The 20761-nt window shown below is 61.3% G+C and carries 15 protein-coding genes and 1 pseudogene; 5 read left to right on the top strand and 11 right to left on the bottom strand.

The window, feature by feature from the left end; genetic code table 11:
- Positions 1-164: 164 nt before the first annotated feature.
- Positions 165-2117, bottom strand: coding sequence for an acetoacetate--CoA ligase (locus EFD55_RS02580; RefSeq protein WP_125842669.1), 1953 nt, complete (start codon positions 2115-2117; stop codon positions 165-167).
- Positions 2118-2450: 333 nt separating this feature from the next.
- On the opposite strand from EFD55_RS02580, the gene EFD55_RS02575 reads away from it, so the two are divergent.
- Positions 2451-4340 carry an AsmA family protein gene (locus EFD55_RS02575; protein ID WP_125842667.1) on the top strand — a complete coding sequence of 630 codons (1890 nt, stop codon included), beginning with the start codon at positions 2451-2453 and terminating at the stop codon, positions 4338-4340.
- 105 nt (positions 4341-4445) lie between these two features.
- Here EFD55_RS02575 and EFD55_RS02570 read toward each other — a convergent pair whose 3' ends face one another.
- From EFD55_RS02570 to EFD55_RS02550, 5 genes are all read right to left on the bottom strand, one after another.
- Entirely contained in the window at positions 4446-5264 is an 819-nt protein-coding gene (locus EFD55_RS02570) for an ABC transporter permease (protein WP_125842665.1), read from the bottom strand.
- A gap of 3 nt (positions 5265-5267) precedes the next feature.
- Positions 5268-6179, bottom strand: coding sequence for an ABC transporter permease subunit (locus EFD55_RS02565; RefSeq protein ID WP_125842663.1), 912 nt, complete (start codon positions 6177-6179; stop codon positions 5268-5270).
- A gap of 4 nt (positions 6180-6183) precedes the next feature.
- Positions 6184-7326: an ABC transporter ATP-binding protein gene (locus EFD55_RS02560; protein WP_125842661.1), complete on the bottom strand. Its 1143-nt coding sequence runs from the start codon at positions 7324-7326 to the stop codon at positions 6184-6186.
- Positions 7327-7417: 91 nt separating this feature from the next.
- Positions 7418-8515, bottom strand: coding sequence for a polyamine ABC transporter substrate-binding protein (locus EFD55_RS02555; protein WP_125842659.1), 1098 nt, complete (start codon positions 8513-8515; stop codon positions 7418-7420).
- A 126-nt stretch (positions 8516-8641) separates the two neighbouring features.
- Complete coding sequence (locus EFD55_RS02550) at positions 8642-10051, bottom strand: helix-turn-helix domain-containing protein (protein WP_125842657.1); 1410 nt, start codon at positions 10049-10051, stop codon at positions 8642-8644.
- A gap of 190 nt (positions 10052-10241) precedes the next feature.
- Between EFD55_RS02550 and aceA the strand changes: the two genes are divergently transcribed.
- The 3 genes from aceA (at position 10242) to EFD55_RS02535 (ending at position 13059) form a co-directional block, all read left to right on the top strand.
- Positions 10242-11531 carry an isocitrate lyase gene (aceA, locus tag EFD55_RS02545; protein WP_125842655.1) on the top strand — a complete coding sequence of 430 codons (1290 nt, stop codon included), beginning with the start codon at positions 10242-10244 and terminating at the stop codon, positions 11529-11531.
- Positions 11532-11552: 21 nt separating this feature from the next.
- Positions 11553-11789: an SMc00767 family acetate metabolism repressor gene (locus EFD55_RS02540; protein WP_039617955.1), complete on the top strand. Its 237-nt coding sequence runs from the start codon at positions 11553-11555 to the stop codon at positions 11787-11789.
- A 166-nt stretch (positions 11790-11955) separates the two neighbouring features.
- Positions 11956-13059, top strand: a complete 1104-nt coding sequence (locus tag EFD55_RS02535; protein ID WP_125842653.1) for a helix-turn-helix transcriptional regulator — start codon at positions 11956-11958, stop codon at positions 13057-13059.
- Positions 13060-13075: 16 nt separating this feature from the next.
- On the opposite strand, the gene EFD55_RS02530 is transcribed toward EFD55_RS02535, so the two are convergent.
- Positions 13076-13945: a LysR family transcriptional regulator gene (locus tag EFD55_RS02530; protein WP_125842651.1), complete on the bottom strand. Its 870-nt coding sequence runs from the start codon at positions 13943-13945 to the stop codon at positions 13076-13078.
- A gap of 89 nt (positions 13946-14034) precedes the next feature.
- Between EFD55_RS02530 and EFD55_RS33585 the strand changes: the two genes are divergently transcribed.
- Entirely contained in the window at positions 14035-14268 is a 234-nt protein-coding gene (locus tag EFD55_RS33585; protein WP_164737617.1) for a hypothetical protein, read from the top strand.
- Here EFD55_RS33585 and EFD55_RS02520 read toward each other — a convergent pair.
- From EFD55_RS02520 to EFD55_RS02510, 4 genes and pseudogenes are all read right to left on the bottom strand, one after another.
- A complete protein-coding gene (locus EFD55_RS02520; protein ID WP_125842649.1) occupies positions 14241-16088 on the bottom strand; it encodes a methyl-accepting chemotaxis protein in 1848 nt (615 codons plus the stop codon). The genes EFD55_RS33585 and EFD55_RS02520 overlap by 28 nt on opposite strands.
- Positions 16089-16323: 235 nt before the next feature.
- On the bottom strand, positions 16324-18855 hold the full coding sequence (locus EFD55_RS02515) for a methyl-accepting chemotaxis protein (protein WP_125842647.1): 2532 nt from the start codon (positions 18853-18855) through the stop codon (positions 16324-16326).
- Between the two features lie 309 nt (positions 18856-19164).
- Positions 19165-19308 carry a hypothetical protein gene (locus EFD55_RS33000; RefSeq protein WP_164737618.1) on the bottom strand — a complete coding sequence of 48 codons (144 nt, stop codon included), beginning with the start codon at positions 19306-19308 and terminating at the stop codon, positions 19165-19167.
- A 197-nt stretch (positions 19309-19505) separates the two neighbouring features.
- Positions 19506-20727 (bottom strand): annotated as a pseudogene (locus EFD55_RS02510) (BaiN/RdsA family NAD(P)/FAD-dependent oxidoreductase).
- Positions 20728-20761: the final 34 nt, after the last annotated feature.

The following is a 20761-nucleotide window of genomic DNA, read 5'->3' as shown; positions in this document are numbered from 1 at the left end:
AAGAGCTCAGTCGATCAACGTCATGTTGTAAGCCCGGAGGCTTTAGGCCGCCTCGTTCATGTGCGGCCCCCAAGTTGGCTTCACATTTGACAAACCTTTCTTAACGAAAGGTTTTCATGACAGGAGATTGATAGAGGGTGAAAGCTTGTAGTTTACGAGTCCTATCAATCCTTCAATTCGCTTAGCCCGGCGAAGAGCCGCAGCGCCTCGGGATTGGCGAGCGCTTCCTGGTTTTTCACCGGCCTGTTGTGAACGACCTCGCGCACGGCAAGCTCGACGATCTTGCCGGATTTGGTGCGGGGAATATCGGCAACCGCGATGATCTTGGCCGGAACATGGCGGGGAGAAGCGCCGACACGGATGCGGGTCTTGATCGCCTTGATCAGATCTTCGCTCAAGGTGACGCCAGCCGCCAGGCGGACAAAGAGAATGACGCGGACGTCGTCTTCCCAGTCCTGGCCGATGCACAGCGCCTCGGCCACTTCCTCCATCTGCTCAACCTGATTGTAGATCTCGGCCGTGCCGATGCGCACGCCGCCGGGATTGAGCGTCGCATCCGAACGCCCATGAATGATCAAGCCGCCATGCGCTGTCCATTCGGCGAAATCGCCGTGGCACCAGACGTTGTCGAAACGGTCGAAATAGGCGGCGCGATATTTCGCGCCATCGGGATCGTTCCAGAACATCACCGGCATCGAAGGGAAGGCCTTGGTGCAGACGAGCTCGCCCTTCTCCCCTCGCACCGGCTTGCCGTCATCGTTCCAGACGTCGACCGCGAGACCGAGGCCGGGGCCTTGGATCTCGCCACGCCAGACCGGTTGCAGCGGATTGCCGAGCACGAAGCAGGAGACGATGTCGGTGCCGCCCGATATCGAGGCGAGCTGCACATCTTCCTTGATGCCTTCATAGACGAAAGTGAACCCCTCAGGCGACAGCGGCGAACCGGTGGAGGTCATCAGCCGGAGGCTGGAGAGATCGTGGCTGTTGCGCGGCGCCAGGCCACCCTTGCGCACGGCGTCGATATATTTCGCCGAGGTGCCGAAGATCGCGAATTTTTCGGCTTCGGCATAGTCGAACAGCACGTTGCCGTCAGGCGCGAAGGGCGAGCCGTCGAACAGGCAGAGCGTTGCGCCGCTGGCAAGCCCGCTCACCAGCCAGTTCCACATCATCCAGCCGCAGGTGGTGAAATAGAACAGTTTCTCGCCCGACTGCAGGCTGCAATGCAGCCGTTGCTCCTTGAGGTGCTGCAGCAGCGTGCCGCCGGCGGAATGCACGATGCATTTCGGCACACCCGTCGTGCCAGAAGAAAAGAGAATGTAGAGCGGATGCGAGAAGGCAAGCCGTGTGAACTCGACTTCCCTTGCCTCATAGGGCGCGACGAAGGCCTCGAGCGTCGAAGCATTGGGCGTTTTGCCCGCCACTGCCTCGGCGTCGCCGGCGTAATGGACGACGACCGTCGGCACGCCCAGGCTTTTTGCGACCGTGGCGACCTTGGCCCCGACATCCTGCAGCTTGCCGGAATACCAATAGGCATCGCAGGCGATGAAGAGCCTGGGAGCGATCTGGCCGAAACGATCGAGCACGCCCTGCTCGCCGAAATCCGGGGAGCAGGACGACCATATGGCGCCGATCGAGGCGGCAGCGAGCATGGCCGCGACGGTCTCCGGCATGTTCGGCATCATGGCGGCGATGCGGTCGCCTTCCGAAATGCCGAGCGCCTTGAAAGCCTGCTGCAGCTTCGAGACGAGTGCGCGCAGCCGATCCCACGACCAGCGGTCCTCGGCCTTGTCCTCGCCGCGGAAGACGATGGCGTCCGCCTCGCCCCGGCCCGATAGCAGGTTTTCGGCGAAGTTCAGCGTCGCGTCAGGAAAGAAGCGCGCCTCCAGCATGCGGTCGCCGTTGACAAGCACCTTTGCGCCGCGCTCTCCCTTCACGCCGCAAAAATCCCAGACGGCCGACCAGAAACTCTCCCGCTCGGCGACCGACCATGCGTGCAAATCCTCGAAGCCTGAGAGAGAAAGCCCGAAATCGGCGTTGCAGCGCTCCATGAAGGCATGGATCGGGCTTTTTGCGACGGCGGCCTCCGAGGGCACCCAAAGTGGTCTGTTGTCCTGCATTCAATCCTCCTCCCCAATGCCGTTCTTATATCATGCTGCACTGCATTATAAAGTGCGGAACCGCCCCGATCCGGCGCCTAAAGTGCATCGCGTCAAACCGGATTCCTGCGACGGGCTTTAAGTCTTTTATTTATGCACGTCGTTCTCCCATACCGTTATACACTTTCGGAAGAAACGCATCATCGGCACATCGAGCTTTGAATGTGTTACGGCCTCCTTTGCGCATCTGAAAAGACGCGCGGCGCCTTAGGGCATTTGCATATGCCTGATATTTCCTATATCCGGCGAAACCAGCGCATAGCTGCACAACCGGCTGAATTACCGGCGGAGATCATGGGTACGTCAAGACATCGCAGGTGGCGCAGGAAGATCGGACCCGTTTCGCGCTGGCTGCCGGCTTTTGCCCGTTTTTCGACCGTTCTCCTCCTAATCGCGCTCGGGCTTTTCGTGGCCCTCAGGGTCGCCGCCCCCTATCTCATCTCGACCGGTTTCGTGCGCTCCGGCATCGAGGACGCCCTGTCGAAATGGACGGGCTATCATGCCGAGATCAAGGGCACCCCGGTTCTCGAATTCTGGCCGACGCCGCGCATCACGCTGAACCAGGTCACCATCCGCCAGCCGCGCGAAAGCGGCGACAAGCTGCTTGGCAGCATCGAAAGCCTGTCGGCCGATTTCAGCCTCATCGATGCGCTGAGAGGGCGCACCAGCTTCCACGAGTTCAACCTGCTGCGCCCCAACCTTGCGCTGACGCGCGATGAAAACGGGCTGATCGACTGGAGCTATGCCGGCCTGCTCGCCCGCGCGATCAGCGGCGTGCGCTACGAAAACGGAGCGGAGGTGCTCGATCCCGATCTCGATGCTGAGATCGGCGCGGTGACGGTCGAGGACGGTGCGCTTGTGGTCACCGACATCAGGACCGGCAATATCTATCATTTCGACAGCGTCACGGCCGACATTGCCTGGCCGCGGCTATCGGGTGCAATCTCGGCGGTCGTCATCGCCCGCATCAACGGCGAGGACCTGAAGGTCGACTACGCCTCGCGTCAGCCGCTGCTTGCCTTTGCCGGCAAGAATGCCGAAACGCGGACATCGATCACCTCCAATCTGCTGACGGCGCATTTCCAGGGAATTGCGAGCATCGCCAGCATTTCCGCCCTTTCCGGCAACATCAATGCGACCATTCCCGACGTGCCGTCGCTTCTGACCTGGTCGGGCAAGTCGATCCCCGGCATCGGGACGCTGAAGAGCGCCTCACTGGAATCCGACATCATGTCGTCCGGAAGTGGGCTACGCTTCAACAATCTCAGCCTGTCGCTCAACGATGCGAGCGCCACCGGGGTGATGGATCTTTTCACCCAACCCGGCAAACGACCGAAAATCGGCGGGACGCTCGCCTTCGACGAAATGAACCTCAAGCCGTTCCTCGACGCCTTCGCGCTCAGGCTCGCCGCCGGAGAGGCCAAGGAGATATCCACCGGCATGAGTGAGCCGCTGCAGCTGCTCGATGTCGACGTCAGGCTTTCGGCACGACGCGCGCAGATGGGTCTTTTCGAGCTTTCCGATGTCGGCGCCAGCATGATCGTTGGGGGCGGGGAGGCGAAATTCGACATTGGCGACAGCCAGTTTGAGGGCGGCGAGATGACCGCGCATCTGGAGGCGACAAAGCGTAACTTCGACGGCGGCGGCAAGCTGCAGCTGTCGATCCGCGATGCCGATTTCGCAGCGCTCGCCGAGCGCCTGCACCTCAAGGGACCGCTGCCGCTTGCGACAGGATCGCTCGATCTCGACCTGCAATCGTCGAAGGCGATCTGGACGGCCGGTCTCGGCGACGTCACGGGCAAGCTGCGTTTCTGGACCAGGGAGGGCACGATTCCTGGCATCGATGCGGGAGCGCTGCGGACCCAAGCAGCCGAAAAGCCGTTCTTTCCGCTGAGCGCGGCGGCAAGCGGCGCCTTCAGCTTCGACAGGCTAAACCTTCAAGCCAATTTCGCCAACGGTTCCGCCGAAATCCACGACGCTCATATTACCGGCGCAACGCAGACGTTGACGCTTTCCGGCGTGATCACCTATCAGTCGAACGGGCTGGCGCTTTCCGGATCGCTGGAGGCAACCGATCCGGCCAAGGCGGCGGAGCTGCCGCCCTTGCCATTCTTCGTCGGCGGCTCCTGGCCGAACCCCGTCATCTCCCCGGTTCCGCTGCTCAACGCACCGGCGAAACCCTAAAGCGCATCGCGATCTTTCGGATTCGCCTGCCACGCTTTAGGTCTTTGGTTGTCCGCAGGATATCATCCGAAAACCGCTCACGCTTTTCGCCTACATGCCGTGACCTCAAGCGGTCGCAGCCGCGGCCCGCTCGTCCCGCTCGCGCTGCACTTCGCGGCGCTTGGTGACGAGAGATGCGCAGATGACGCCGATCGCCACGATGGCGATCAGAATGGTGCAGACTGCGTTGATCTCAGGCGTCACGCCGAGACGCACTTGGCTATAGATCTTCATCGGCAGCGTGGTTGCGCCCGGTCCTGATGTGAAGCTCGCAATCACGAGGTCGTCGAGCGACAGGGTGAAGGCGAGGATCCAGCCGGAAAATACGGCAGGTGAGATGATCGGCAGCGTCACCTCGAAGAAGGTCCTGACCGGCGGGGCGCCGAGATCCTGAGCTGCCTCCTCGATCGACTGGTCGAAGCTCAGAAGCCGCGACTGCACGACGACGGCCACGAAGCACATGGTCAGCGTCGTATGCGCCAGCGTGATGGTCCAGAAGCCGCGGTCAAGGCCGATGGCCACGAAGAGGAGCAGCAGCGACAGGCCGGTGATGACTTCAGGCATGACGAGCGGCGCATAGACCAGCCCGGAAAAGATGATGCGGCCACGGAAGCGCGTGAAGCGCACCAGGGTGATCGCCGCCATGGTCCCGAGGATTGTCGCGAATGTCGCCGACAGCAGGCCGACGCGGACCGTCACCCAGGCCGCATCGAGCAGGGCCTGATTGGAGAGCAGCGAGACATACCATTTCGTCGAGAAGCCGCCCCAGACGGTGACGAGCTTCGATTCATTGAAAGAGAAGATCACCAGAAGCACGATCGGCAGGTAGAGAAAGGCGAAGCCGAGCACGACGGAGGTGATGTTAAAACGGGTCCATCTCAGCATGGCTTATTTCCCTGCCTCATCGGCTTTCGCCTGCACATTCTGGAAGAAGACGATCGGGATCACGAGAATGAGAAGCAGGATCGTCGCCACCGCCGAAGAAACGGGCCAGTCACGATTGGAATTGAATTCGTTCCAGATCGTCTTGCCGATCATCAGCGTCTGCGAACCGCCAAGCAGGTCGGGGATAACGAATTCGCCGACGGCAGGAATGAAGACCAGCATGCAGCCGGCGATGACGCCCGGAATCGACAGCGGGAAGGTGACGCGCCAGAAAGCCCGGATCGGCGTGCAGCCGAGATCCTGCGCCGCCTCGATCAGCGTGCCATCCATCTTCTCCAGTGCCGAATAGAGGGGCAGTACCATGAAGGGCAGATAGGAATAGACGATGCCGATATAGACGGCGGTATTGGTGTTGAGGATGATCAGCGGGCTATCGATAAGATGCAGCGACAGGAGAAGCTGGTTCAGCAACCCTTCTGGCTTCAGGATGGCAATCCACGCATAGACGCGAATCAAGAAGCTCGTCCAGAAGGGCAGGATCACCAGCATCAGCAAGGTCGGGCGGACGCTGCGAGGCGCCTGCGCCATGCCATAGGCGATCGGATAGGCGATCAGAAGCGTCAGGAAAGTGGAGAGCCCGGCGATCACCACACTCGAGATATAGGCGTTGAAATAGAGCGGATCGTCGGTCAGGTAGCCGTAATTGTCGAGGGAGAAGCTCGAGACCTTATCCCAGAAACCGCCCCAGCCATCGGCGAGAGCGAAGACCGGCTCATAAGGCGGCATGGCGATCGCCGTCGCCGATAGCGAGATGCGGAAGACGATGAAGAACGGCGCCAGGAAAAAGAGCAGCAGCCAAGCATAAGGAATGATGATGACGAGGCGATTGTAGAAGCGTGAAGCCAAGGTTCCCATGGTTTCAATCCCTCAGCAGCACGCCGCTGTCCTCGTCGAAAGAGACCCAGACTTCCTGATCGTAGGTGAAGGGGTCATCGACGGTGCGCTGTGCGTTGAGGGAAGACGCCTTGACGACATTGCCGTTCGGCAGTCTGACGTGGAAAACTGTCATGTCGCCGAGATAGCCGATGTCCCAGAGCTCGCCCTTGGTGGCATTGATCGAGGCATTCGCGGGTGCCGCGCGGGTGACGCGGAGCTTTTCCGGGCGGATCGCGAAACCGAGCGCGCTACCAACGGCCGGCGCGCCTGATGAGGCCGTGCGGACCGTGAAGCCGCTGTCGACGGCGATTTCGACCGCGCCATTTGAGGCCGTTGTCACCTTGCCGTCGAAAATGTTCACGTCGCCGATGAAATCCGCGACGAAGCGGCAATTCGGCGCCTCGTAGATCTCGGCCGGTGTTGCCACCTGCACCACCTTGCCGTGGCTCATGACGGCGATGCGGTCGGCCATGGTCATCGCTTCTTCCTGGTCGTGGGTGACGACGACGAAGGTCAAACCGAGGCTCTGCTGCAGGTCCATCAGTTCGAACTGGGTTTCCTCGCGCAGCTTCTTGTCGAGCGCGCCGAGCGGCTCGTCGAGCAGCAGCACCTTGGGGCGCTTGGCGAGGGAACGGGCAAGCGCCACGCGCTGGCGCTGACCGCCGGAAAGCTGGTTGGGCTTGCGGGAAGCGAACTGTTCGAGCTTCACGAGCTTCAGCATCTGCGAGACACGCTCGACCATTTCGTCCTTCGGCATGCCATCCTGCTTGAGGCCGAAGGCAATGTTCTTCTCGACCGTCATGTGCGGGAAAAGAGCGTAGGACTGGAACATCATGTTAACAGGCCGCTTGTAGGGCGGTGTGCCCGAGAGATCGGTGCCGTCGAGAATAATTTCGCCCGATGTCGGCTGTTCGAAACCAGCCAGCATGCGCAAGAGCGTGGACTTGCCGCAGCCGGACGCGCCGAGCAGCGCGAAGAATTCGCGGTGATAGATATTCAGCGACAGATCGTTGACGGCGGTAAAATGGCCGAAGCGCTTGGTGACATTCTTGAAGGCAATGAATGGTTTTGCTGACGGATCGGACCAAGGTGCGAATGCGCGGCGGATATTGCCAAGAGATTTCATATTATTCCCCGAAAATATAAGGTTTCAGCCAGCCTCCACCCGGGCCGGAAATGGAAAGGCCCGGACGTTTCCGTCCGGGCCGAAATCTCGATTACTGGCCGGTGACGACCTTGGTCCAGATTCGTGTCACCAGACGCTGCGTCTTCGGATCGAGCGGCGGCACCGTGAAGAGCTTGGCCATGATCTCCGGCGTCGGATAGATCGCCGTGTCGTCGATCACGTCCTTGTTGAGAAACTGCTGCGAGGCCTTGTTGCCGTTTGCGTAGAAGACGAAGTTGGATGCTTTGGCGACGACCTCCGGCTTCATCATGTAGTTGATGAATTCATGCGCCTCCGCGACATGCGGCGCATCCTTCGGAATGCCGAAGACATCGAAGAAGATCTGCGCGCCCTGGCTCGGAACCGAATAGTCGACATTGACGCCGGCCTTTGCCTCTGTTGCGCGATCCCGCGCCTGGAAGACGTCGCCCGAAAAGCCGAGTGCGATGCAAATATCGCCGTTGGCAAGCGCGCTGATATATTCAGAGGAATGGAACTTGCGAACGAAGGGACGAACGGCAAGCAGGACCTCTTGCGCCTTGTTCAGGTCGTCCGGCTTCTTGCTGTTCGGATCGAGGCCGAGATAGGCAAGAACGGACGGAATGACGTCCGTCGGTGAATCCAGCATATAGATGCCGCAATCCTTGAGCTTGGCAGCCTTGGCCGGATCGAAAAGCGCATCCCAATTCGGCTTTTCATCCGTGCCGAGTGCAGCCTTCACCTTGTCGACGTTATAGCCGATCCCTGTTGTGCCCCACATGTAGTCGACGGAGTATTCGTTGCCCGGATCGAAGGTGGCGACGCCCTTCATCACGATGTCCCACATGTTCGACAGGTTCGGCAGCTTGGACTTGTCGAGCTTCTGATAAACGCCGGCTGCGATCTGGCGCTGCATGAAGGACACGGTGGGAACGACGACGTCATAACCTGTGCCGCCGGCAAGCAGCTTGGTTTCCAAAGTCTCGTTGGAATCGAAGGTGTCGTAGACGACCTTGATGCCGGTTTCCTTGGTGAAGTCCTCGAGAATGGAACTGTCGATATAATCCGACCAGTTGTAGACGTTGACCACTCGCTCCTGCGCAAAAGCCGGCGCGGCAGCAAGGAGTGCGGTAACGGCGGCCGCCGTCACACCTAGGATGGTTGACCTCATGACTTCTCCTGTTTGTTCAAAGATTCCGCACCCCCGGACATCTTTTCCCTCTGGTTTTTCACGCAGACTAAGAAGGATTTTAACAGCCCACAAGCGCAAAATCCTGCGCCCTCAATGATTTCACAATCACTGGAAGTCGAAGGCGCTGAGCCCCGCCACCATCTCGTCGAGCGCCAGCGGTCTCGTCACCGGCGGCTCGGCACGGGAAAGACAGCCACGCCGCTCGCAGAGGCGACAGGCCGGACCGACCGCAACCGGATCGAGCGCCGTCGCCTGCCCATAGACAAGGCCTTCGCCAACAGCGGCGTCACAACCGATTAGAATCGCGGTGCGCCTTATCCGTTCGCCGAATTCGACGCTCGGCCCCTCCAGGGTGCGGGCGATCGTCAGGAAGGATGCGCCGTCCGGCATGACGACCGTTTCGGCGAGGATCTGGCCCGGCTGCAGGAAGGCGGCGTGGATGTTGAGCTTCGGGCAGCCGCCGCCGAAACGGGCCTGCGGGAAGCCCTGCGCGCCCACCCTGCGCAGCCGGTGGCCGGCAGTATCGATCTCGATCAGGAAGAAGGGGATGGCCGCCGCCCCGGGGCGCTGCAGCATGGCAAGACGCGCGGCCGCGTGGCCGAAGGAGACGCCGAAGCGCGCACGAAGAATATCGATGTCGTAGCGCGTCGATTTTGCCGCCGACAGGAAGGCCTCGTAGGGCATTGCAAGCGCCAGCGCGGCGACACGGGCAAGCTCGAAACGGGCGATGCGGCGCGCCTCGGCGGAAGATAGCGAGAGATCGTCGAGTTCGGCATCGATGGCCGGCAGCAGCGCGAGCGTTGCGGCCTCGATGGCGATCTCATGCGCCCGGTCGGCCTGCGACAGGCGTTCCGAGATGAAAAGCCGCATCGAATGACGATCGAAACGGCGGCGCAGATCCGGCATGACATGCACGGGAAGCACACGCACGGCGATGCCGCGCTCGGCGCGCAGCCAGTCCTTGAGCCCGGCGGCAAGATCGAGACCGCCGGAAAGCGTCGCGGCGAAGGCTTCCGCCGCCGTCTCGATCCGTGCGAAATAGGCGGATCTGCGCTCCAGCGTCTCGCGCACCTCGTCCAGCGGCAAACGGCCGGCGGCGACTGGCGCATGCCCTTCGGCAGCCATCAGCGCCGTCAGATCGGAAAGCCTTGCCGCCTGCTCACTATAGGCGCGGTAGAGCTTGATCATGCCGCTTGCGGCATTGGGGGCGGCCTCCGCGACCTCCACCAGTTCCTGATCGCCGGGCAACTCGCCCGAAAGCAGCGGATCGGCAAAGACTTCCTTGAGCTGGCCGAGACTGCCGCCGGTCTGGCCCCGCAGCTCCTCGAGATCGACCCTGTAGACGGCCGCAAGCTTGAGCAGGAGCTGCACCGTCAAAGGCCGCTGGTTGCGCTCAATGAGGTTGAGATAGGAGGGAGAGATTTCCAGCGCCTCGGCCATGGCGGTCTGCGTCAGCGACAGCGCATTGCGGATGCGCCTCACTTTCGGGCCTGCGAATATCTTCCGTTCCGCCATGTCACACCCTTTGACAAGCAAGGCGGGCTATATTTACAATAATTTACAATTTCACAGCGCCGCTCTGTCAATCCTCCTCATCTTAACTCCTTTCTGGCCCCGAAATCAAAGGTTTTTCTGGTCATTCCGCGCGATATTGTCAATCTTGTCATGGAGCATTTTGAAACAGACTTCCAGTGAGGAGAGCAGCATGACCGATTTTTACAAACTAGTCCCAAACGCACCCACGGACCGTTTCGACGGCATCGAGAGGCCCTACTCGGCCGATGATGTGGCCCGGCTCAGGGGCTCGGTCGCGCTACGCCATACGCTTGCCGAAATGGGAGCAGATCGGTTGTGGCGGCTTCTGCACCAGGAGGATTTCGTCAATGCGCTCGGTGCGCTTTCCGGCAACCAGGCCATGCAGATGGTGCGCGCCGGGCTGAAGGCGATCTACCTCTCCGGCTGGCAGGTGGCGGCCGACGCCAACACGGCATCGGCGATGTATCCCGATCAGTCTCTCTATCCGGCCAATGCCGGGCCGGAGCTTGCCAAGCGTATCAATCGCACGCTGCAGCGCGCCGATCAGATCGAGACGTCGGAAGGCCAGGGACTTTCCGTCGACACCTGGTTCGCGCCGATCGTCGCCGATGCGGAGGCCGGCTTCGGCGGGCCGCTCAATGCCTTCGAGATCATGAAGGCCTATATCGAGGCGGGTGCTGCCGGCGTCCACTTCGAGGACCAGCTTGCCTCGGAGAAGAAATGCGGCCATCTCGGCGGCAAGGTGCTGATCCCGACGGCCGCCCATATCCGCAATCTCGACGCCGCCCGGCTGGCCGCCGACGTCATGGGCGTTGCGACGCTCGTCATCGCCCGCACCGATGCGGAGGCGGCAAAGCTCCTGACATCCGATATCGACGAGCGCGACCAACCTTTCGTCGATTATGATGCTGGGCGCACCGTCGAAGGCTTCTACCAGGTCAGAAACGGCATCGAGCCGTGTATCGCTAGGGCCGTGGCCTATGCGCCGCATTGCGATCTCATTTGGTGCGAGACCTCGAAGCCGGATCTGGAACAGGCGCGGCGCTTTGCCGAAGGCGTGCACAAGATCCATCCCGGCAAGCTGCTCGCCTATAATTGCTCGCCTTCCTTCAACTGGAAGAAGAACCTCGACGAGGCGACGATTGCAAAGTTCCAGCGCGAGCTCGGCGCGATGGGCTACAAGTTCCAGTTCATTACGCTCGCCGGCTTCCATCAGCTGAACTACGGCATGTACGAACTGGCGCGCGGCTACCGGCAGCGGCAGATGTCGGCCTATTCCGAGCTGCAGCAGGCGGAATTCGCCGCCGAGGCCAACGGCTATACCGCCACCAAGCATCAGCGCGAGGTCGGCACCGGCTATTTCGACGCAGTGTCGCTCGCCATCACCGGCGGTCGGTCTTCGACCACGGCGATGCACGATTCCACCGAACATGCGCAGTTCAAGCCGGCTGCGGAATAACCCGAAGAGGAGGAGAAGACCATGGCATCCATTTCACGCGTCAGAGAACGGGCCGAGGAGCAGACATCAAGCATGAGCGAGGATCAGCAGACGACGATCCGCATGCTTGCCAACGACCTGCATCGGCTGAACCAATCGGTAATGAAAGCCGTCGAGGCCGGCGTCTCGGTCGAGCTGGTCCGTTCGGCCCGCCATCATGGTGGCGACGGCAACTGGGGCGATCTGCTCATTCCAGTCGTCGTCACCAACCGGCATTGACGAAAGGCGGTCGACGATTTCGGCCCTGTTCCCAATCAGGGCACCCGCGCATCCCAGAAGATGCGCGGGCGCCCTATCCGCGCGCGACGCACGGCCGTCACATTTGCCGCAATTGTCAGTGCCGCGAAGCCGAGCCATAATGGGTCATCTTCGAACGGAATTGCCCATGCCCGGCGCGCCGCACCCCAGACTCGAAGCCTTGACCGATCTGATCTACGCCGCGCTCTTCGGTGAGACGACATGGCAGGCTTTTCTCGACGCGCTGAACGAGACGATGCCGGATGGGAAATCCACGCTGTTCTTTCATGATTCTATCGCTCGCACCGGTGGCCTGTCACTTGCCTCCGGCATTCAGGATGCGGAAGTCGAGGCCTACAATCGCTACTATGCAAAGATCAATCCCTGGATGCCCAAAGCCGCTGTCCGGCCGGTCGGGCTCGGCGTCATCGCCGAACAGATGCTGCCGCGCAGCGACCTCCTCAAGACCGAATTCTACAACGACTTCATCCGCACGATCGGCTGCGAAAGCAGCGTCGGCGTCACCATCATGCGGGAGAACGGCCGGTCCTTCAACCTGTCGACGCTGACCTCTTCGGCCGATCCCGATCGCAACCGGGCGAATGCCGATCTGCTGAGCGATCTTGCGCCGCATCTCAAGCGCGCCTTCGAGTTCGTTCGACGCGACCGTCGCGATTCCCAGAACGATGAAAGCCGGCTGGTGCTCTTCGACGCCATCGGCGTCGGCATCGTTTACCTCGGCGAGGACCGGCAGATCCGCTCGTTTAACAAGGCCGCGGAACGGATGCTTGCCGAGGGTGTCGGGATCGGCATCGGCGTGTCCGGACGGATCGTCATCGGCGATACGGCGCTGAGCGCCCAGTTCGACATGCTGAGCCACCATCATGCGTTGGCCAGCGCGCCGCCGTCGTCGTCGCTCGTCAAGACGAAAGACGGCAGCGTCAAATGCACGCTCGTCAGGCTGCAATCGGATTTCATCACCACCTTCCTGGAAGGCCCGACGATAGCGCTCATCATCGAGCGGACAGGCGCGGCGCTAAGGGCCGATATCAATGAAGCGCTGACACGCGACAAACAACTGACGGCCGCCGAGATGCGCATCGCGTCTGCGATCGCCGACGGGCTTTCCCTGCGGGAGGCGGCCACGACACACGATGTCAGCTATGAGACGGCCCGCTCGCACCTGAAGAGCATCTATTCCAAGCTGGGAGTGAACAGCCAGGTGGCGCTGGTGCGCCGGCTGATGCCGTAGCTTTTGCTGGAATTGCCTAACCGCGGCGCGGTCGTTTTCCGGCGAAGAGATCGGCATAACTTCTGATGAGCTTGGTCATGCGGTCGGCGACGGTGCGGATCTCCGGGCGATGACGGTCTTCGGCATTCATGACGATCCATTGCCGGTGGCGCAATTCCGGCAGATCGCCGCCCTGCCGCTGCAATTCCGGATGGAGATCGCCGACGAAACAGGGAAGTACTGTTTTGCCGGCGCCGGCGCGCACGAGATCCGGCAGCGAACGCGGTCGGTTGACGGTGGCGACGATGCCTGCCGCGGCGTTGGCGTGCGGCCAGCGCAGATAGGCCGATATCGCCTCCTCCTCAGCGACCGCAATCCAGCGGTCGTCGGTCTCGGCGGCATTGCGTCTGGTATAGACGGCGTAGGCCACGTCTCCGAGCAGACGGGCTGCAAGATTGGTTTCCTCCGGCTCGAAGGCGCGAATGCCGATATCGCTCTCGCGATAGGCAAGGCTTGCGCGCGCTTCGCCGATGGTCAGCGAAATGGCGAAAGCATCGCCCGGCATGCGGATCGCGGCAAAATTCTCCGTCAGCAGCCAGGCGACCCAGGTACCGGCGGCGATCCTGACGGTCGCGCCGCCCTCACCGGATTGCCGCCACGCCTCCACCTTACGGGCGGCGGCTTCCATCTCATGAAGATGATCGAGCAGCGCCTGGCCGTCCGGCGTCAGACGGTAGCCGGTCTGGCTGCGCGAAAACAATCCGCGGCCGATCTCCTGTTCGAGATCGAGCATGCGCCGGCCGACCGTTGCCGGGCTGAGCCCGCTTGCGGTGCTTGCCCCCGTCAATCCGCCGAGCCGGGCGACCTGCAGGAAAAGCTGATAGGAATCCCAATTCGCGTTTTTCATCAATGAAAAACATAGCGGGGTTTTGTCCGTTTATGAAGAGAAATTCGATGCCTACATCAGTGATGTCTTCTACAGGAAAGGACATTACCATGATCGACATGATCACCCTCGCAGGTGTCCAGGGATATCGGCACTATCGCCCGCCATGCGCCAGCAAGGCGGCGGAGGATAGATTCTATGCCGAGTTCGGAGATAGCAGCCTCATTCGCTTCGCCGCCTGGCTGACATCGCCCAAGTTCAACTGGGGAAAGCGCCCCACAGCGGCGCGCTTTCGCGGCAGTTGCAACTGTGGGGCTCAGGCGACTTTTCTGCTTCCGAGATGAGAAGGTGCCGATTCTGCGACGATGCGGAAGCGCTCGATCAGCGCCATCAGCGTATCGGCTTCGCCGGCGAGCAGGCGGCTTGCCTGCGTCGTCTCGGCGACCATCGATGCGTTCTTCTGGGTCATCTGGTCCATCGCGTTGACCGAACCGTTGACCTCCTGCAACGCGGCCGACTGATCCCGGCTTGCGGTCGCGATGGTCTCGACATGGCCGCTGATCGCGATGATCTCGTGGCTGATCGAGGCAAGGACGCTGCCGGTCTTCTGGACCAGCTCGGAGCCTGCCGTCACCTCGCGGCTGGATGTCTCGATCAGCGACTTGATCTCACGCGCGGCGTCGGCTGAACGTTGGGCGAGTTCGCGGACCTCCTGGGCGACGACGGCAAAACCCTTGCCCGCCTCGCCGGCGCGCGCCGCCTCGATGCCGGCGTTGAGCGCCAGGAGATTGGTCTGGAAGGCGATGTCGTCGATCACTTCGATGATCTGCTCGATGCGCTGCGAAGCCTGCTCGATACGCTCCATGGCGGCGACGGCATCGCCGACGACGGCGCCGGAATTGTCGGCCGTGCGCTTGGTCGCAGCCACGACATTGTTCGCCTCGCGTGCACGTTCCGCCGAGGAGCGCACCGTCACGGTAATCTGCTCAACCGCAGCCGCGGTCTCTTCAAGGCTGGCGGCCTGCGCCTCGGTGCGTTTGGAAAGCTCACCGGTGGAGGCCGAGACGGCGCCGCTGTTGCGCTGGATCGTCGAGGCGCTGTCGCGGATACCGGAGAGCGTATCCTGGAGCCGCAGGAGGGAGGCGTTGAAATCAACGCGCAACTGCTCGAGCCTGCCGACGAAGGGCGTGCCGATCGTCTGAGAGACATCGCCCTGCGACAGGCGCCCGAGGCCGGCCGCAAGCTGGTTGACGGCAAAGTCGATCTGGCTGTCGAGCGAGCGCTTGTCGGCATCGTTTCTTGCGCGTTCGGCATCGCTCAAAGCACGCTGTTCGGCGGCCTGCATTTCCAGGTCGCGCCTGGCGCGGGCGCTGTCACTGAAAAGCGCCAGGGCTCGGCCGATGTCGCCAAACTCGTTCTTCTTATCGACACAAGGGATCGCCCCCTCCAGATCGCCCGAGGAAATCGAGCGGACGCTCGCCGTCAACGCCTGCAAAGGCTTCACCGACAAGCGGATCGCATAGAAGGCGAGAACCCCGACGATGAGCATGACGATGAGGCCGGCGCCGAGAACCAGCATCTGCAGATGATACATGTGCTGGTAATAGACCTCCATCGGAATGCCGATGAAAAGAATGCCGACATTGGCGCTCGATGCGTTCTTGATGGAGAAATAGCCGGTCATGAACTTGCGGCCGAAGAGCTCCGCCGGACCATAATAGGCCTCCCCCCTGGCGAGAACCGGTTGGGCGGGGTGATCTGCCACGAGCTTGGTGCCGACGGCGCGATCACCGTTTTCCTTCTTGACGTTTGTAGAGATGCGGACGTAGTCGCCGCCCTGTTTCTGGAAGATGGTCGCAACACCCGCGATCGACTGAGCAGTCCGGTCGACCAGCGAATGATCGGCCAGAGTCGGAATGGCGTCTTCCGTGACGGTGGAGAGCTGGTTGTCCTTCAGCTCGATCTTTGCAGCCTGATCGGCCGCCGCATAAAGGACGGCCATGGAGCGGGTGGCGTCCCTCGCGTCGGAGACGGCCCCGTCCATGACGTAGCGGCTCAGATTGTAGTAGGTCACGCCGACGATGGCGGCTGTGCTGATCGCCAGCAGAAACAGCGTGATCGCAACGATCTGGCGTACGATCGACGAAGAGAAAAGGCGCAGCATCAAAACCCCCGGAGATAAATCGAGGCTAAATTAAGCCAAAAGCATTAAGGAAAATTTTCCGTAAATCAGGGTCGCCCGAGATATTACTCCGTGTCATTTCCATGCAATGGATGCCCGGCATTCGGCCGATCCCTCCACCGCTCCAATCTCCTCCATCTTCGCGTTCTTGCACGATAAACAAAAACGGCCCCGGAAAACCTGGGGCCGTTCGAAGGAAGACAGGATCGATCGACGATCAGGCGGCGCGGTAGACCGGCGCTTCGCTTGCCTCGCCGTCGATCTTGAACTGCTGGATGAGACGGCGCAATGAATCCGCCTCGTCGGCGAGTTCGCGGCTGGCGGCGGTTGTCTCCTCCACCATGGCGGCGTTCTGCTGGGTCATCTGGTCCATCTGGTTGACGGTCGCGTTGACGCTCTGGAGCGCATTGGACTGGTCGTGGCTGGCGCGGGCGATCATCTCGACATGCTGGCTGATCGTGACGATCTGGGCGCTGATCTTGGCAAGCACCGTGCCGGTTTCCTGCACGAACTGCGAGCCGGAGCTGACCTCGTTGGTCGACTTGTTGATCAGCCCCTTGATCTCCTGCGCCGCGGCTGCGGAGCGCTGGGCAAGTTCGCGGACTTCCATGGCGACGACCGCAAAGCCCTTGCCGGCTTCGCCGGCGCGCGCCGCCTCGATGCCGGCATTCAGCGCCAAGAGGTTGGTCTGGAAGGCAATCTCGTCGATGACGCCGATGATCTGCTCGATCTGGCGCGCGGCGTCCTCGATGCGGCCCATCGCGTCGATCGCGTTGCTGACGACGACGGCGGAATCGTCGGCGCTGCGCTTGGCCTGGCGGACGATCTGGTCGGCATCCTTGGCGCGTTCTGCCGACGAGCGGACCGTGACGGTGATCTCGTCGACGGCTGCCGCAGTCTCTTCAAGCGAGGCGGCCTGCTGTTCGGTGCGCTTGGAAAGATCTTCGGCCGATTGGGCCATCTGGTTGCCGTTGCCCTGGATCAGTTCGACATTGTCGCGGATCTGGCTCATCGTGGCCTGCAGGCGCATCATCGAACCGTTGAAATCCTGGCGCAGCTGTTCGAGACGGCCGATGAAGGGCGTTTCGATGGTCGTCGAGATATCACCCTGCGACATCCGCTCGAGGCCGGCGGCAAGCTGATTGACCGCGAATTCGATCTGACGATCCATCTCGCGCTTTTCGGCGTCGTTGCGCTGGCGCTCGTGTTCGGCGGCGGCGCGCTCCTCGTCGCTTTGCTCCTCGATGCGGATCTTCGAGATGGCATTTTCCTTGAAGATGCCGAGCGCGCGGGCCATGTCGCCGATTTCGTCGTAGCGCTGTTCGCCGGTGATGCTGGTATCCAGCGCGCCTTCCGCGATGCGGCGCATGGCGCCGGTGATCTGGCTGATCGGGCGCTGCAGCGTCAACACCAAGGCGATACCGCCGAGGATCGACAGGAGAATGCCGAGACCAGTGGTCATTACAGAGATGCTGTTTGCCTGGGTCCGCTCAGTGCCGGCCGTCTGTTTCTGCAACTCGGCGAAATCGGTGAGTTTCGTCCAGATTTGATCGAGCTCCTGGCGGGCGGCTGCATAGGCCGTGACGCGCTCGCCGATCGTCTCCACGATCTTCGAGCCACCGCCGGAGATGGCGTCAAGCGCCGGCTGGATCGCACCTGATATGCCTTCGGCGAAGCCCATGCCCTTGGCGCTGGTGGTCAGCACCTGCATGTCCTTGCCAAGCGTGCCGGTCTGCTGCTGCAGGCGAACGAGATTGTCCTTGCTGGAATTGGCGAGGAAATCAGAAAGGACGATCTGCAGCGAGTAGACGGAATTTTCGAGACGCCGGGTATCCTGAAGTACTGAGTTGGTCTGGGCGATACGGCCCTCGAGTTCGGCAAAGCGCTGCGTCGCCTCGCGCATTTTCTGCGTTGCAGTCAGCTGCGTATAGGTCGAGGTCTGGCGGAAGCGCGAAACGAGGCGGCCGAGTTCGGCGATGTTATCGTCGGTCGGGCTGGGCATCTGGGCGATCGCCTTGATGCTGTCGATGGTCGCTGCCAGCGCGTCGATGACGTTCTTCTGATTGGTTGGAACCGAAATGGCGATGAGGCGCTGGGATTTGATGATCTCAGGCATCTGTTCGTTGATGAAGGCGATCTTGTCTTGCGGCGTCTGCGGCTTGCTGTAGCCGCTGGCGACGGTGCCGAGGAAATCGCCGCCCTTCAGCAGGCGGTCGGCGGTGCGAAGGGTGATGGTGGCGTCGCCTTCGTCGCGCTGGAGCGCGGTCTGCAGTTCCTCGGCCTGATAGGAGACCGTGAAACGGGTGCTGATCAGGCTCTTCTGCGCCGCATCGATCTGCTGGTGCAGCGCCTGCTCCTGCTCATGCAGAGCCCAGAGCTTGTCGACGACGCCCGATATGTCCTTGGTGCGGCTGGACGCTTCGGCAAGGCTGTCGCGGCCGGCTGCCTCATCACCGACCTGATGCAGCGTCGCATCGAGCACGCCTTGCTGGGTCTTCAGATCGGCGGTCAGCTTGTCGCGCGCCTCAGGACTGGTGACGCGCAGGAAATCGTCCATCGAGCCGTAAAGATCTTTGAAGCCGCTCAGCGACTGCAGCACGCTGTTGGAGATTTCCATGCGGCCCTGCAGAAGTCCCGAAGCGTAGAGGCCCGTGAGGCCCACTGCCGAAATGGTGACCACGAAGGGCAGAACGAAGATCAGGACTTTCGTCTTGATCCTGAAGCGGGAAAGAATCTTGTCAATCAACATTGCGTTCCGGGCCTTTCATACACCACTCCTCCCGCAGGCGGCCACATGGCGCCAGCCGGGTGCACATCGAGCTGTTCTTGATTACATTGGGAAACCCGGAGGCCAGGCGGCAGTCATTGCCAGTTCATTTCCAAACAACTTGGAGATGCCCAAATATTCGCGGACAATTGTGTCAGATTAGATATTAATTTTCGGATAAGCAGAGATGGCGGCTTAAGCCAAGGTGGTGAAATAGTTGTAAATTGTGGGGCGCAGCACTGCTATGCGACAATCACATCCGTCAGGGACGTCACCGGTCTCGGGAAAGGATCAGATGAAGTGCGACAGCAGCAATGCGAGGCTGGCGGCGGTGGCGCCGGCGGCAAGCATCAGATAACGCAGGGCGACCATCCTGGCATTCGGCTTTGCCTGCGCAATTGCGATGGCACGGGCGCGTCGTGTGTTTCTGGTCATCGTCGAAACCTCACTTCTAACTGACACAACAATCCAACAAAACGGCTTGCTGGTAAAGCTTAATCTAGGAAGACCTTTGCAAACCGCCAATTGAGACAGGATGGCGCACCTCTATTAAGAAGTCTTGAATCGCTATTGCTAATACATGCCCCATGGAAGGGTACTGCCCTCCTGAATAACGGCTGAGGTAAGGAGCGTCAGGCGTATTCACCGGCGGCAAATCCCGATGCCCATGCCCATTGGAAATTATAGCCGCCGAGCCAGCCGGTGACGTCGACGCATTCGCCGATGAAATAGAGGCCGGGCACGGCTTTTGCTTCCATACTGCGCGAGTCGAGTGCAGCCGTATCGATACCGCCGAGCGTCACTTCGGCTGTGCGGTAGCCTTCCGAGCCAGAAGGCTTGATCGACCAGCTCTGCGCTGCGGCGGCAAGGCGCAGCAGCGCCTTGTCGGGCAGGTCGGCCATGTTGCCGGCGATTTTTTCGCGTTCCGCCAGAAATTGCGCCAGCCGTTTCGGCAGGATCTCGCCGAGTGCCGTCTGTGGCGACTGGCGGCCGCTGCGCTGCTTTGCCGACTTCAGATGCGCCGCGATGTCGATATCCGGTTCGATCGCCACGGCGATCTCGTCACCTTCGCGCCAATAGGAGGAGATCTGCAGGATGGCGGGTCCGCTCAATCCCCGATGGGTAAAAAGCAAAGCCTCGCGGAACGCGTTCCTGCCGTGGCGGATTTCGGCCGGGGCGGAAATGCCGGCAAGCGGCGCGATGCTTTCGAGCAGGCCGGGATCAAGCGTCAGCGGCACGAGGCCGGGGCGGGTTTCGAGCACGGCCAGGCCGAACTGCTCCGCAAGGCGATAGGCAAAGCCGGTGGCGCCCATTTTCGGGATCGACTTGCCGCCGGTCGCAACGATCAGCGAGGTCGCTTCGTAGACGCCCTGGCCGGTGGAGACGCGGAAGCCCTCGCCTGCCCTTTCGACGCCTGATATCTCGGTGCCGAGATGCAGCACCGCGCCGGCTGTGCGCATCTCCTCCAGCAGCATGCGGATGATGTCTTTGGCGCTATCGTCGCAGAAAAGCTGGCCCAGCGTCTTTTCGTGCCAGGCAATACCGTGGCGATCGACCATCGCGATGAAGTCGGCCGGCGTAAAACGGGCGAGCGCGGATTTGCAGAAATGCGGATTGGCGGAAAGGAAGCTCTTCGGCCCTGCATGGATATTGGTGAAATTGCAACGCCCGCCGCCGGATATGCGGATCTTCTCGCCGGGCGCCCTTGCATGGTCGAGGACCACGACTGAGCGGCCGCGCTTTCCCGCGCGGATGGCCGCCATCATGCCTGCCGCCCCGGCGCCGATGACGATGACGTCGCTTTTGCGCTGCAAACCCGTTTCCCCGATGAAAAATCGCGTCTTCTTTTTCCATCAAAGGGCGAAAGTCAACGTGTGCCACCCCTCGC

Origin of the sequence: Rhizobium pisi (assembly GCF_003938655.1) — a bacterium.
Classification (GTDB): domain Bacteria; phylum Pseudomonadota; class Alphaproteobacteria; order Rhizobiales; family Rhizobiaceae; genus Rhizobium; species Rhizobium pisi.
The sequence above is the reverse complement of the archived record's forward strand: the minus strand, read 5'-3'. Positions and strand labels throughout refer to the sequence as shown.